The sequence below is a fragment of the Rhizobium acidisoli genome, from assembly GCF_002531755.2.
Taxonomy (GTDB): Bacteria; Pseudomonadota; Alphaproteobacteria; order Rhizobiales; family Rhizobiaceae; genus Rhizobium; species Rhizobium acidisoli.
This window is the reverse complement of the sequence record NZ_CP034998.1, coordinates 2033311-2047531: the sequence shown is the minus strand read 5'-3', so window position 1 is coordinate 2047531 and position 14221 is coordinate 2033311. Positions and strand designations below refer to the sequence as shown.

13 protein-coding genes are annotated in these 14221 nt (G+C 61.7%); 8 read left to right on the top strand and 5 right to left on the bottom strand.

Features of this window, described 5'->3' with window-relative positions; all coding sequences use genetic code 11:
• Positions 1-88 precede the first annotated feature (88 nt).
• Entirely contained in the window at positions 89-1480 is a 1392-nt protein-coding gene (gene fumC, locus CO657_RS10130; protein WP_054183002.1) for a class II fumarate hydratase, read from the bottom strand.
• A 396-nt stretch (positions 1481-1876) separates the two neighbouring features.
• Here fumC and CO657_RS10125 point away from each other — a divergent pair, with 396 nt between their 5' ends.
• The gene (locus CO657_RS10125; protein ID WP_054183003.1) at positions 1877-3787 is read left to right on the top strand and encodes a L,D-transpeptidase family protein; all 1911 of its coding nucleotides are present in this window, start codon (positions 1877-1879) and stop codon (positions 3785-3787) included.
• Between the two features lie 309 nt (positions 3788-4096).
• Here the strand turns inward: CO657_RS10125 and CO657_RS10115 are convergent, their stop codons facing one another.
• Positions 4097-4807, bottom strand: a complete 711-nt coding sequence (locus tag CO657_RS10115; protein WP_054183004.1) for an HAD family hydrolase — start codon at positions 4805-4807, stop codon at positions 4097-4099.
• A gap of 273 nt (positions 4808-5080) precedes the next feature.
• Between CO657_RS10115 and rpiA the strand changes: the two genes are divergently transcribed.
• The 3 genes from rpiA to CO657_RS10100 all read left to right on the top strand — a co-directional run bounded on the left by rpiA (position 5081) and on the right by CO657_RS10100 (position 6743).
• A complete protein-coding gene (gene rpiA / locus CO657_RS10110) occupies positions 5081-5779 on the top strand; it encodes a ribose-5-phosphate isomerase RpiA (RefSeq protein WP_054183005.1) in 699 nt (232 codons plus the stop codon).
• Between the two features lie 15 nt (positions 5780-5794).
• Positions 5795-6364, top strand: coding sequence for a DUF2059 domain-containing protein (locus CO657_RS10105; protein WP_003579679.1), 570 nt, complete (start codon positions 5795-5797; stop codon positions 6362-6364).
• 94 nt (positions 6365-6458) lie between these two features.
• Positions 6459-6743: an acylphosphatase gene (locus CO657_RS10100; RefSeq protein WP_054183125.1), complete on the top strand. Its 285-nt coding sequence runs from the start codon at positions 6459-6461 to the stop codon at positions 6741-6743.
• 45 nt (positions 6744-6788) lie between these two features.
• On the opposite strand, the gene CO657_RS10095 is transcribed toward CO657_RS10100, so the two are convergent.
• On the bottom strand, positions 6789-7007 hold the full coding sequence (locus CO657_RS10095; protein ID WP_012557868.1) for a hypothetical protein: 219 nt from the start codon (positions 7005-7007) through the stop codon (positions 6789-6791).
• 181 nt (positions 7008-7188) lie between these two features.
• Between CO657_RS10095 and gor the strand changes: the two genes are divergently transcribed.
• A complete protein-coding gene (gene gor / locus CO657_RS10090) occupies positions 7189-8574 on the top strand; it encodes a glutathione-disulfide reductase (RefSeq protein ID WP_054183006.1) in 1386 nt (461 codons plus the stop codon).
• A gap of 117 nt (positions 8575-8691) precedes the next feature.
• Here gor and CO657_RS10085 read toward each other — a convergent pair whose 3' ends face one another.
• Positions 8692-9981 (bottom strand): vWA domain-containing protein, encoded by a 1290-nt coding sequence (locus tag CO657_RS10085; protein ID WP_054183007.1) that lies wholly within the window; start codon positions 9979-9981, stop codon positions 8692-8694.
• A gap of 254 nt (positions 9982-10235) precedes the next feature.
• Here CO657_RS10085 and CO657_RS10080 point away from each other — a divergent pair, with 254 nt between their 5' ends.
• A complete protein-coding gene (locus CO657_RS10080; protein WP_054183008.1) occupies positions 10236-11609 on the top strand; it encodes a class II 3-deoxy-7-phosphoheptulonate synthase in 1374 nt (457 codons plus the stop codon).
• Between the two features lie 57 nt (positions 11610-11666).
• Here the strand turns inward: CO657_RS10080 and CO657_RS10075 are convergent, their stop codons facing one another.
• A complete protein-coding gene (locus CO657_RS10075; protein WP_054183009.1) occupies positions 11667-13502 on the bottom strand; it encodes an ABC transporter ATP-binding protein in 1836 nt (611 codons plus the stop codon).
• Between the two features lie 78 nt (positions 13503-13580).
• On the opposite strand from CO657_RS10075, the gene CO657_RS36710 reads away from it, so the two are divergent.
• Positions 13581-13784, top strand: coding sequence for a hypothetical protein (locus CO657_RS36710; protein WP_164918661.1), 204 nt, complete (start codon positions 13581-13583; stop codon positions 13782-13784).
• Between the two features lie 15 nt (positions 13785-13799).
• Positions 13800-14198 (top strand): GFA family protein, encoded by a 399-nt coding sequence (locus CO657_RS10070; RefSeq protein WP_012557863.1) that lies wholly within the window; start codon positions 13800-13802, stop codon positions 14196-14198.
• The last annotated feature ends 23 nt before the right edge of the window (positions 14199-14221 follow it).

Below are 14221 nucleotides of genomic sequence, written 5' to 3'. Positions count from 1 at the left end.
GGACAGATGGGGGCGCGGCGTGTCCCCTTCGCCCCGTTTTTACGGGGAGAAGGTGGCGGCAGCCGGATGAAGGGCAGCCCCTCGTCTTTTATTTCGGCCCGATCATCGTTTCCGGGCGGACGATCGCATCGTAATCCTCCGCCGAGACCAGCCCACTCGCAAGCGCCTCTTCCTTCAGCGTCGTGCCGTTCTTGTGCGCGGTCTTGGCGATCGTGGCGGCTGCGTCGTAGCCGATCTTCGGGGCAAGCGCAGTCACCAGCATCAGCGAGCGGTCGAGGCCGGCCTTGATGTTGTCTTCGCGTGCCTCGATGCCGACGACGCAATTGTCGGTGAAGGAGACGGCGGCGTCGGCCAGCAGCTGCACCGACTGCAGGAAATTATAGGCCATCATCGGATTGTAGACGTTGAGCTCGAAATGGCCCTGGCTGTCGGCGAAGGTCAGCGCGGCGTGATTGCCGAAGATGTGGATGCAGACCTGCGTCAGCGCCTCGCACTGGGTCGGGTTGACCTTGCCGGGCATTATCGAGGAGCCGGGCTCGTTTTCCGGCAGCGCCAGTTCGCCGAGGCCGGCGCGCGGGCCGGAGCCGAGCAGGCGGATGTCGTTGGCGATCTTGAAGAGGGCGGCCGCCGCCGCATTGATGGCGCCGTGGGAAAAGACCATGCTGTCATGCGAGGCGAGCGCCTCGAACTTGTTGGGGGCGGTGACGAAGGGCATGGCCGTTATGGCGGCAATCTCTTCGGCGACCTTTTCGGCAAAGCCCACAGGCGCATTGAGGCCGGTGCCGACGGCGGTGCCGCCCTGGGCGAGTTCGCACAGGCCGGGCAGGGTCAATTCAATGCGCTTGATGGCGGAGCCGACCTGGGCGGCATAACCCGAAAATTCCTGGCCGAGCGTCAGCGGTGTGGCATCCTGGGTGTGGGTGCGGCCGATCTTGATGATGTGGCTGAATTCGGTGACCTTCATGTCGAGGGCGGCATGCAGGTGCTTCAGGGATGGCAGCAGGTGATGGGCGATCCGTTCGGCGCAGGCGATATGCATCGCCGTCGGGTAGGTGTCGTTCGACGACTGGCTCATATTGACGTGATCGTTCGGATGCACCGGCTTCTTGGAACCCATGACGCCGCCAAGCATTTCTATGGCACGATTGGAGATCACCTCATTGGCATTCATGTTGGACTGCGTCCCCGAACCGGTCTGCCAGACGACAAGCGGAAAATGCTCGTCGAGTTTGCCGTCGATCACTTCCTGGGCGGCATCGACGATGGCTTGGCCAAGCGCGGGGTCGAGTTGGCCGAGCGACATGTTGGCGCGGGCGGCCGCCTGTTTGACGATGCCGAGCGCACGCACGATCGACAGCGGCTGCTTTTCCCAGCCGATCTTGAAATTGCCGAGCGAACGCTCGGCCTGGGCGCCCCAATATCGGTCGGCGGCGACGTCGATCGGGCCAAAAGTATCGGTTTCGGTTCGGGTTGCGGTCATCGGCCTTGCCTTCCCTTTACATGCTGTTTTCGGTCATCCGAGCAAGATGAGGTCTTATAGGTGGGAACGCCCGACAAGAAAACCGGAGCCTATGCGAAATATTGAAATTGAAGTCATGTTTGGGTGGGTTGTAGGGCGTGCTTTTTCGGCCACTTTGAAAATTTTATGCGTCCAGGCGATTTCGTCCCACTGGTCCGGATGCGAAAATTCGGTAAAAAATTAACTAATAATTTCATAATTTTGTGTGAACTTCTGCGCGGCGCCGCCAGGATCTCCGTCACACAAAATTGAGTCCGCCGGCGCTGGCGGCGCAGGCCGGTTTCTGATCAATGAGCCGGACGCTGAGTTTCGCGGGATTTGAGCTGAGAACAGCATGACACCGGGACTGGAAGATATATGACGTTCGTTTTGAAAAGCGCGGCATCCGCATTGGCAATTTCCTGCGGCGTGGCGGTTATGAGTGCCGCACCCGCGCATGCTTATACATTGATGGACATGCTGCGCGGCGACAAGCAGCGGACCCAGAGCACCATCTTCATGGATCAGGCGCCCGGCCGGCCGGTGCCGCGCGGCGCGGTTGGCGGCTCGCTCGGTGGGCTCGATCCGGAGGCGCCGCTGCCGAAGGTGAGCGGCCCGCGTTATTACACCTACAAAGCCGAGACGTTGCAATTCGTCGATACCGGCAAGTTCGCCGATCCCGTCGTTACCGGCGCGGTCGCTGATGTGTCGGCGAGCGGCGATGCCAGCGCCGAACCCGCAGTCCAGCGCCGTTTCCTGGCGCAGGCCAAGGTGCGCGCCAATGCGGACGTCGCAAAGGTGCTCGAAGCCTATTACGGCGACAGCCGCAATCCGCTCGTCTGGGTCGATGGCAACCAGATCAACGACCGCGCCAAGTCGGCGATGGCGACACTTGCGGATGCGGCCTCCGTCGGTCTCGACCCTACCGATTACACGGTCCAGGCGCCGGCGATTGACCCGGCCAATCCCGATCCCGCCTTCCGCGACCGGGCGCTGACGCAGTTTGAACTCGAACTCTCCGCCAAGGTGCTGGCTTTCGTGCAGGACACCGTGCGTGGCCGTATCGATCCGAACAAGATCTCCGGCTATCATGACTTTCAGCGCAAGGCGGTGAATCTGACGTCGGTGCTGAAGCTTGCCCGCATGAGCCCCGATGTCGGCGCCTACATCGCCAGCCGCTCGCCCGATGGTGCTCAGTTCGAGGCACTGAAGGCGGAGCTTGCCAAGCTTCGCGCCGCCGACGGCGGCAACGAGGAGCGAATCGTCGTTTCGCTCGACAAGTCGCTGAAGCCTGGCGACAGCTCGCCCGAGATTGCCAATATCGTCAAGGCGATCGGCAAGCATGGGTCCGAAACGCTGAAGACCGATCACGCGGCAACGCTTGCCGCTTACGCAGGCAGCAGCGACTATTCGCCCGATATCGTCTCGCTGGTCGAGGACTTCCAGAAAGAGCGCGGACTGAAGGCCGATGGCGTCATCGGCCAGGCGACCGTGCGCGCCATGACCGGCGGCGATACCAATGCCTCGAAGATCGACAAGCTCGTCGTTGCCATGGAGCAGGCGCGCTGGCTGCCCGAGGATCTCGGTTCCCGCTATGTGATGATCAACCAGCCGGCCTTCATGGTCTATTACCACAATGACGGCAAGGAACAGCTGTCGATGCGGGTGGTTGTCGGCGGCAAGAACAATCAGACCTATTTCTTCGACGACGAGATCGAGACGGTGGAGTTCAACCCGTTCTGGGGCGTGCCGCAGTCGATCATCATCAACGAGATGCTGCCGAAGCTGCGTTCGGATCCGAACTATCTCGACCAGCTCGGCTATGAAGTCGAGGTGAACGGCCATGCCGTCGCCTCGTCGAGCGTCGATTGGTACGGCTCGACCAATAACGTCTCGGTGCGCCAGCCGCCAAGCAGCGACAATGCGCTCGGTGAACTGAAGATCCTGTTCCCGAATAGCCACGCGATCTACATGCACGACACCCCGTCGAAGAGCTTCTTCAAGCGCGACATGCGGGCTTTGAGCCACGGCTGCGTGCGCCTTGCCAATCCGCGTGCGATGGCAGCCGCCGTGCTCGGCACGACGGTCGACGACGTCGCCAAGCAGATCGCCAGCGGGCAGAACCATGCCGTGAAGGTGCCGCAGAAGATCCCGGTCTACGTTTCCTACTTCACCGCCTGGCCGAACAAGGACGGCGTGGTGGAATATTTCGACGACGTCTATGGCCGCGACGGTTATGTCGACAAGGCCTTCGACGCGACGACAAAGGCGCGTGGCGCGCAGATCTGACGTAAGGTTTATTGGATTATGGAGCGGGCGGCCTTTGGGCCGCCCGTTTTGTTTTGGGCAGGATACCGACGGCGTCGTTCTGGGCTTAAGTCTAAGCTAGGAATTACGAAGGAGCGGGCGTGCCGTGCCGGCCCCCCTCTGCCCTGCCGGGCATCTCCCCCACAGGTGGGGAGAACACAAGTGGCCAAACCTTCGCACCCATCTACCGTTTCGTCGGGCTGCGACGTCAGTTGTTTGGGGAAGCCAGCGCTCCCAGCCAATCTCCCCACCTGTGGGGGAGATGCCCGGCAGGGCAGAGGGGGGCTCGCCTCAGACCGCGACCTTCACCGCATATTCCCGTAACAGACGCTCCACCAGTTCCGGCGTCAGCTCATCGTAATGGGTGATGATCATATCCGGATCCAGGTTGGAAACCGGCACGTCCGAATAACCAAAAGGCACGGCGATCGACGGCACGCCGGCATTCCTGGCCACGGCGATATCGTTGATGCTGTCGCCGATCATCACGCTGCGGGTGATGTCGCCGCCGGCGCGTTCGATGGTGCCGGTGAGGTGGCGGGCGTCGGGCTTGCGCACGGCGAAGCTGTCGCCGCCGGTGATGGCGTCGAAATAGCCGACGAGGTCGAGCTTCTCTAGCAGGCCGAGCGCCAGGCTTTCCATCTTGTTGGTGCAGACGGCGAGGCGGTAACCGGCAGATTTAAGCCGGTCCATCGCGGCGACGAGGCCGGGATAGGGTTCGGTACGGCCGGGCATGTTGCCGGCATAATGGGCGACGAAGCGCTCGACGAGGGCCGGCAGGGCGTCGCTTTCCAGCGGATGGCCGCGCAGGCGGCAGGCGCGCTCGATCATCACGCGCGCGCCGTGGCCGACGAGATGGGTGAGGTCGTCATAGCTGACCGGGTCGAGGCCAAGGGCTGCGATCGTATGATTGAGGCTCTCGACCAGATCCGTATGGGTATCGAGAAGGGTACCGTCGAGATCGAAGACGATAAGTGCCGGGCGGGCGTGGGAAGGGGTCAAGGGTTTGTCTCTTTGCGCAATGGGTCGTTCTGGAGAACGACACGTCGTCCTGAGGCACGACAGGTTTCCCCTGGGAACGACAGGTCGTCCCCGGAACGGTGGATCATCCCTGAGGTAGGCGATCGCGCGGCGGAAAGCAACGTCTGGATGCGGGCCGGGAAGGCCGCAGGCATTTGTTTCGGCTTTTCATTTTCCGTGATGATTTTGACTTTCGTTTGCCAAGCGAGCCGTGTAAACAGCACATCCAACGCAATAATTCGGAGCTGGCGGCGCATGGATGCCCGCGAAATGAAGATCACGGCCGCCGCGGCCGCACTTGCCCATGTCGAAGACGGAATGCGCCTCGGCATCGGCACGGGCAGCACCGCGGAAGAATTCGTTCGTCTGTTGGCGGAGAAAGTCGCCAGCGGCTTCAAGGTCGAAGGCGTTCCGACGTCTGAAAGAACGGCGCGGCTTTGCGTCGAACTCGGCGTGCCGCTGAAGTCGCTCGATGAACTGCCGGCACTCGACCTGACGATCGACGGCGCCGACGAGGTCGATCCGGCGCTGAGATTGATCAAGGGCGGCGGCGGCGCATTGCTGCGCGAAAAGATCGTCGCGGCCGCTTCCGAGCGGATGATCGTCATTGCCGACGAGAGCAAGCTGGTCGATACGCTCGGCGCCTACGCGCTGCCGATCGAGGTCAATCCGTTCGGGCTCGTCTCGACACGGATCGCGATCGAGAAGGTCGCGGCCCGGCTCGGCCTTGCCGGCGAACTCAGCCTGCGCCAATCCGGTGACGGAGAGTTTACCACGGATGGCGGCCATCACATTATCGATGCATCTTTTGGCCGCATTCCTGATGCAGAGGCGCTTTCGAGCGAGCTGAATTCCATACCCGGCGTCGTCGAACACGGGCTCTTTATCAATATGGCGGCACTTGCGATCATTGCCGGTCCTGCGGGTGCGCGCACGCTGCAGGCAAACAGATAACAGGAGCGTACACACATGATGAACATTGCAGGTCTTGGCCGTTTTGCCGCTGCGACCATCGTTCTTTCCGGGCTTGCCTTCGGCTCTGCCGTCAAGGCGCAGGAGGTCTCCGAGGAGCAGCTGAAGGCCTCTCGCGCGGCGATCGACGCCATCGGCGCCACCGCCCAGTTCGACAACATCCTGCCCGGCCTTGCCGAGCGCCTGAAGGCTGGCCTGATCCAGGATTCGCCGAACTACCAGGACATCATTTCGTCGACGGTCGACGCGCAGGCGCTGGCGCTGGCGCCCCGCCGCGGCGATCTGGAGAAGGAGGCGGCGCTCACCTATGCCAAGACCTTCACCGCCGACGAACTGAAGGCGATCGCCGACTTCTATAATTCCGACGTCGGCAAGAAGCTGCTGCGCGACGGCCCGGTCGCCTCGCGCGAAACGGCGAAGGCTGCCGACATCTGGGCGCAGGGCATTTCCCGCGACCTGGAAAAGCAGAGCAATGCCGAACTCTCCAAGGTCATCAAGGCGCCGCCGCCGGCAACCGACAGCCCGGTGGCACCCGCTCCGGCTCCGGCCCCGGCAGCCCAGAAGTAAGGGCTGCCTCCACAGATTTGCAAAAGCCCGGCATCGTCCGGGCTTTTTTGCTATGATGGATGCGGCAATACCAATGAGGCTTTGGCGAGGCATCATGTCTGCTCATTACGAGGGCTTGCGCGTGCGGGTATCAGGCAGGGTCCAAGGGGTCGGATTCCGCATGTGGGCGCGCGAGGAGGCGTTGCGGCTCGGGCTCACGGGCTGGGTTCGCAATGAAGCGGACGGATCGGTCGCCGCTTTGATCGCAGGATCCGATACCGCCATCTCGACAATGATCGCGCGTTTCGGCCGCGGACCTGCGGGAGCATCGGTTTCCGGCGTCGAGACGGAAGCGACCCAGCTTGCGGAAATGCCGACGGATTTCCGCATCACTGATTGAAAGCGGCAAACCGCCAGGAGATCGCGCGCTCTGAGCGCCGGACCCTCAGCCCCAATCCTTCGAGCTCTTGGCCAATTGCCATACGCCCGTTTCATCCGGCTCGACGCGCTTGTTGCCGCGGTAGAAGATCGGCAGTCCTGATTTCTTGTCCATTGCGAAGCGGCTCGGCGCGTATTTTTCGTTCTCGTGGCCTTGGATGGCGAGGCCGAGCGCTTCCTTGAATTTGCCAGCCTTGCACAGGTTGGCGAAGAGAGTTTGATCCATCTTTTGCTCCGGCTTCTTTTTTACTGTGTGGATTTGCCTGCCAGCCTCAGGCGACCGGGTCAACCGTTTGCCGGGAAGATTCGGGCGAGGGGCGGGATGATGCAGGAGCGGGCTTTTGTTTTGAGGGCAATCGCCCCTATATCAGGGACATCCTTCCTGCGATTCCCTTCCGGAGCTCCTCATGTCTTCCTACGACTACGACCTTTTCGTCATTGGTGGCGGTTCCGGAGGCGTGCGTGGCGCGCGTGTCGCCGCCTCGCTCGGCAAAAAGGTGGCGATCGCCGAGGAATACCGCTACGGCGGCACATGCGTTATCCGCGGCTGCGTGCCGAAGAAGCTTTTCGTCTATGCCTCGCAGTTCCATGAGCATTTCGAGGATGCGGCGGGCTTCGGCTGGACGGTCGGGGAAAGCAGCTTCGACTGGAAGAAGCTGGTGGCGGCCAAGGATACCGAGATCGCCCGGCTGGAAGGCCTCTACAAGAAGGGCCTTGCCGGCGCCAATGCCGAGATCCTGGAAACGCGCGCCGAGCTCGTCGACGCCCATACGGTGCGGCTTGTGAAAACAGGCCAGACGGTGACGGCAAAGACGATCGTGATCGCCACAGGCGGGCGGCCGAACCCGCATGCAGCCCTTCCCGGCCACGAGTTCTGCATCTCCTCCAATGAGGCCTTTCATCTCGAAGAGCTGCCGAAATCGATCGTCATATCAGGCGGCGGTTATATCGCCGTCGAGTTCGCCAATATTTTTCATGGCCTCGGCGTCGAGACGACGCTGATCTACCGTGGCGCCGAGATCCTGTCGCGCTTCGACGAGGATCTGAGGCGCGGGCTGCACGAGGCGATGGTCGCCAAGGGCATCCGCATCCTCTGCCACGACACACTGCAGAAGGTTTCCAAGGGCGAGGGCGGGCTCGTTCTGGATACGCTGAACAGCGGCACGCTGCAGGCTGACGTCGTCATGCTAGCGCTGGGGCGCGACCCGAACACCGAAGGCCTCGGCCTCGAGGCGGCTGGCGTCGCGGTCGACGAGCGCGGCGCAATTATCGTCGACGACTATTCCCGCACCAATGTCGAGAACATCTACGCGCTCGGCGATGTCACCAACCGGGTACAGCTGACGCCGGTGGCGATCCATGAGGCGATGTGCTTCATCGAAACCGAATACAAGAACAATCCGACCCGGCCGGACTACGAGCTGATCCCGACGGCCGTCTTCTCGCAGCCGGAGATCGGCACTGTCGGTCTTTCGGAAGAAGAGGCGGGCAAGCGTTACGGTGAGCTCGAGGTGTATCGGGCTCAGTTCCGGCCGCTGAAGGCGACACTTTCCGGCCGCGCCGAGCGGATGATCATGAAGCTGATCGTCGATGCGGCAAGCCGCAAGGTGGTGGGCGCCCATATCCTCGGTCACGATGCCGGCGAGATGGCACAGCTGCTCGGCGTTACGCTCAAGGCCGGCTGCACCAAGGACGATTTCGACCAGACCATGGCGCTGCACCCGACGGCGGCCGAAGAGCTCGTCACCATGTATGCGCCGAGCTATCGGGTCCGTGACGGGCAGCGCGTCTGAGTTATCCGTGTGGGCATAAAGCGCGTCGCATCGAACTTGATTCATCCGACGCGCTAGCTCTTTGTTTTTATGCATGTCGTTATCCCGGAACCGCTGGACACTTCCGAGTGACATGCACTAGCTGGTAATGCGCGGCGCGCGAATAGCCTTGAGGAAGAGAGCCTTCATCGCATCGGCGATACCTTCCGTCGGCGTCACCTCGAAATAGAGGCCGGGCGAGGCGCATTCCTGCATCTTCGTCGGGATCTGGCTCTGGAAGGGGCTGATCCAGGTATTGTACCAGCTGTTCTTCGGCAGAGGCAGATATGTGGTGTAGAGCACCGCAATCCTGATGCCCTTGTCCTTTAGCGGTTTACAGAAAGAGGTGTCGATCGGCTCCTGGCAACGGTTGCCGGTCAGTTTCTTGGTGCAGCCCTTCGGCTTTTCGCTGTCGCCGACGCCGTCCGAGACGAAGAACAGGATCTTCTGCGGCGTCGTGGCGGTGCTGCCGTCGCCGGGCGTGGTGATAATGTCTTTCATCTGCGTCAGTGCGTTGTCGAAGCTCGTCTGCTGGTCGTTATTGTAGCCCTGCTTCGGTATGGTCATCAGATCGACTGCGTCAGTGTAGGTGCCTACCTTATCGAGGTCGTCCGTCGGGTCCGATATGGTGGTCAGATTGGCGTCTTCGGCTTTGGTGCCGAAGGTATAGACGCCCATGCGGAACTGATTGGTGGAAACGCGCGTCGACTTCGCGGTCAACGTCAGCTCCTTGGTTGCCTGGCGCACGACGTCGATGCGCATGCTGACGCCGAGCTTCTTGGCAAGGTTGTAGTAGTTATTTTTGTTTTCCGTTTCGTGGCAGGCGAAAGCGCAGCTATCGCTGGTGTTCTTTTCCATCGTCGCGACGTCTTTCGCGGTAGCGCCGACGCCCATGGAGGGGGTGTTGTCGAGCAGGATGTAGAAATCCATGAACGACGCGGTCAGATATTCGGCCGTTGCCGTGCCGGAGATGGTGATCGAATCCTTGCCGAGAACGCGCATGAAGGTGGTCGGCACGACCGCCGTGAACGAAACCTGCGAGTTCAGTTTGTTGGCGGTCTTGGTAACATCTATGCCGAGATCGACATTAACATCCGCCAGTTCTCCCGATACTTGCGACAGGAAGATGCTGCGGGCGTCGGTCTTGCCGAGAGAGATCGTGCCGTTGCCGCTCATGGTCATGGCGGCGGCGACCGCGCCGGATTTCTCGGCGATCGAGCCGACGGCGGCAGCATCGGCGGCGGCAAAGAGCTGCGTGCGCAGGCTCATGGCGTGGGCGAAATCCACCGCCATGCCCGCCATGCCGAGGAGCGGCACCATCAGCAACGCCGTCATGATGCCGAAATTGCCCGAACGATCCGATATGAATCCCGGTGGAAGGATCGCCATGATGTGTCCCCGATGTTGAAACTCTTTCCGGTTCTACATTCAAAGTCTAAAATATGGGGAAACCGACGTGGTATATGCCGGTTTAACGATGGAAACGGGGATTTTTGCCACCTATATGCGAGCTTTAGCCGATGGCGGCGGCACGGCCCGGAGCTTCGGGCGATTGGCCTTTGCAAGCCCGATCTAAAGGTCTATAAGCCGCCGCAATCAAGGATAGGTGCATCCCAGGGACGGATGTGAATGAGGTGAGTGAGATGGCAGAGAATTGGACCCCGAGCAGCTGGCGGCAAAAGCCCATCCTGCAGGTTCCCGAATATCCGGATGCGGCCGCATTGGCAGCAACGGAGGCTCAGCTCGCCAGCTATCCGCCGCTCGTTTTTGCTGGCGAGGCGCGCCGTCTGAAGAAGCATCTCGCCAATGTCGCAGACGGCAACGGCTTCCTGCTGCAGGGCGGCGATTGCGCCGAGAGCTTTGCCGAACACGGCGCCGACAATATCCGCGACTTCTTCCGCGCCTTCCTGCAGATGGCCGTCGTGCTGACCTTCGGCGCGCAGCTGCCGGTCGTCAAGGTCGGCCGCATCGCCGGCCAGTTCGCCAAGCCGCGTTCGTCGAATGTCGAGAAGCAGGGCGACGTGACGCTGCCGGCCTATCGCGGCGACATCATCAACGGCATCGAGTTCACCGAAGAGTCGCGCATTCCGAACCCGGAACGCCAGGCGATGGCCTATCGCCAGTCGGCCGCGACGCTGAACCTTCTGCGCGCCTTCGCGATGGGCGGTTACGCCAATCTCGAAAACGTGCATCAGTGGATGCTCGGCTTCGTCAAGGACAGCCCGCAGGGCGAGCGTTACCGCAAGCTTGCCGACCGCATCAGCGAAACCATGGATTTCATGACGGCGATCGGCATCACTTCGGAAAACCACCCGAGCCTGCGCGAGACCGATTTCTTCACCAGCCATGAGGCGCTGCTGCTCGGCTACGAGGAGGCGCTGACCCGCGTCGATTCCACTTCCGGCGACTGGTATGCAACATCAGGCCACATGATCTGGATCGGCGACCGCACACGCCAGGCCGACCATGCGCATATCGAATATTGCCGCGGCATCAAGAACCCGATCGGCCTGAAATGCGGCCCGTCACTGCAGGCCGACGATCTCTTGCAGCTGATCGACATCCTGAACCCGGCGAACGAAGCCGGGCGCCTGACGCTGATCTGCCGCTTCGGCCATGAGAAGGTCGCCGAAAACCTGCCGCGTCTGATCCGCGCCGTCGAGCGCGAGGGCCGCAAGGTCGTCTGGTCCTGCGACCCGATGCACGGCAACACGATCACGCTCAACAACTACAAGACCCGGCCTTTCGAGCGGATCCTGTCGGAAGTCGAAAGATTCTTCCAGATCCACCGCGCCGAAGGCACACATCCCGGCGGCATTCATGTCGAAATGACCGGCAAGGACGTGACGGAATGCACCGGTGGCGCCCGTGCCGTCACCGCCGACGATCTGCAGGACCGCTACCACACTCATTGCGATCCGCGCCTCAACTCCGACCAGGCGCTCGAGCTTGCCTTCCTGCTTGCCGAGCGCATGAAGGGCGGCCGCGACGAGAAGCGCATGGTCGCCCACGGCTGAGGCCAGCCCGATACGAATGAAGAAAAACCCGGCGTGATGCCGGGTTTTTTATTGCCTTCAAATGCTGGCTTGGACGCTGTGGAGATTGGCATAGACGCCGTCCTGCACCATGAGCTGGTCATGGGTGCCCTGTTCGACGATGCCGTCTGCCGTCAGAACCAGGATGCGGTCGGCATGGCGGACGGTCGACAGGCGATGGGCGATGACCAGGGTGGTTCTGCCATTCGCCAGGCTCAGCAGCGCCTGCTGCACCGCCCGTTCGCTCTCATTGTCGAGCGCGCTGGTCGCCTCGTCGAAGATCAGAATCTCCGGATCCTTGAGGAAGGCGCGGGCGATTGTCAGGCGCTGGCGCTGGCCGCCGGAGAGCTTGACGCCGCGCTGGCCGATATCGGTGTCATAGCCCTCCGGCAGGGCCATGATGAAGTCGTGTGCATTGGCGGCGCGGGCGGCCGCCTCCAGCTCCGCATCGCCGGCATCGGGCCTGCCGTAGCGAAGGTTCTCCGCCACGGTGCCGGCAAAGAGGTAGACATCCTGCTGCACCACCCCGACATGGCGCCGCAGCGAGGCCAGCGTCACATCGCGGATATCGGTACCGTCGATGCGGATCGCCCCGGCCTCGACATCATAGAAGCGCGGGATGAGCGCACAAAGCGTGCTCTTGCCGACCCCTGAAGGACCGACGAGGGCAACGAACTCGCCGGGCGCGATGGTGAGGGAAAGCCGCTCCAGCACGCGCGGGCCATCGGCCTCGTAACCGAAGCCGACGTTCGAGAAGCTGATCTCTCCCCTTGGCGCCGGCATCGGCCGGGCGGCGGGCCGATCGGTGATATCGGGGTCGATCTCCAGGATTTCCATCGCCCGAATAAAACCGGTATAGCCTTCCTGCCAGAGACGCACGAAATTCGCGAGCCGCTGGACGGGATCGACAAGCACGGCAACGCAAAGCAGGAAGGTCAGCATATCCGGGACGGTCAGTTCCGCTGTCAGGATACGCAGGCCTCCAACGACAATCACCAATATGGTGACGAGCTGGGCGAAGGTTTCTGTGCCCACCGAAAACCACGCCTCGCTGCGGTAGCCGTCGGCGCGGCTTTGCAGGAAGCGGCGGTTCTGCTCGGCGAAGCGTTCCCTTTCCAGCGCCTCGTTGGCGAAGGACTGAACGACGCGGATGCCGGCGAGCGCATCCTCCACCCGCTCGTTGACGGCGGCGATCTGATGCTTGCTGGCTTCGAGTGCGCGGTTCATGCGCCGGTTGAAATACAGCGCATAGATCACCGCGACCGGGGTCAGCATCAGGATGAGGCCGGCCAGCGGCGGATCGATGAAGAACAGCACCAGCATGGCGCCGCCATATTTCAGCACGGCGATGGAAAGGTCCTCGGGGCCGTGGTGGAAGAGTTCGCCCAACCAGAGTGAGTCATTGGTGATACGGCTCATCAGCTGGCCGGTGCGCTGGCGATCGTAGAAGCTGAAGGAGAGCTTCTGGCAGTGTTCGAAGAGTTCCTGCCGCACCGTCGCTTCGATACGGGCGCCCATGACGTGGCCGCGATAATCGACGAAGAAGATGGCGGCGATCTGGACTGCCAGGACGGCCAGCATGACACCGCCCATCCCGAGGATCTGGGCGAAGGCCTCCGGGGCGTTAGGCAGAGACAGAAGACGGCTGGTGACGATATTGGCGCAGAGCGGCAAGGCGAGCGCCGTGCCGGCGACGAGGATGGCGCACAGCAGATCCGCCAGCAGCAAAGGCAGATGGGGGCGATAATAAGAGAGAAATTTTCGCATGCGCGACCAGCGCCGGCCGCGGTCGACGGCTGAATCGTCCAGGAAGAATTTCAGGAAGGCGTTATGGCGTCGCGAGCTTTTCCTCGCGCGAGAGAACCGAATATTCATGAGGCAGAATGTCCCTCTGGGCGATGTTTCCTTTCTGTTTGGACAGGGTCGCTCTCATGTTAGTCTCCCGGAGGTTGAATGAAATTGGAGCTGCAGTATCGCCGACTACAGCGAGTAATTCAATGCCGGGAGGGGACGGGATGGGCGGTGTTGTCGACAAGCAACAGCGGCGACGCAGCAGCCAAGCATCGGCAAGGCCTGCAGCCTTCAAGATTTCTGATGATTTTGTTGAGCGGAATGGATTTGACGGCAAGCGCGATCGGCGGCAATTTTCTTTCATAAAAGGGGAGAGCGATCATGACCGAACGGCATACAGGCGGCTGTCTTTGCGGCGCCGTGCGATTTTCGATTGGGGCGAAGCCCGGACCCGTCGTCGGCTGCCATTGTTCGCAATGCCGCCGGCAGACCGGGTTCTATTATGCCGCGGTCAATGTGCCGCGCACCGCCCTTTCGGTGGAAGATGCCGGCGCGGTCCGCTGGTATCGCTCGAGTGCGGAAGCCCAGCGCGGCTTCTGCTCGAATTGCGGCTCGGCGCTGTTCTGGCAGGGGGACCAATCGCCGGAGGTTTCCGTTATGGCCGGCGCCTTCGACGAACCAAGCGGTCTTGCCTTCAGCCACCATATCTACTGCGCCGACAAGGGCGATTTTTACGAGATATCGGATGGCCTGCCGCAATATGACAGGTTTCCTGTCTAAATCCCTCGCGCTTTAGATCTTTG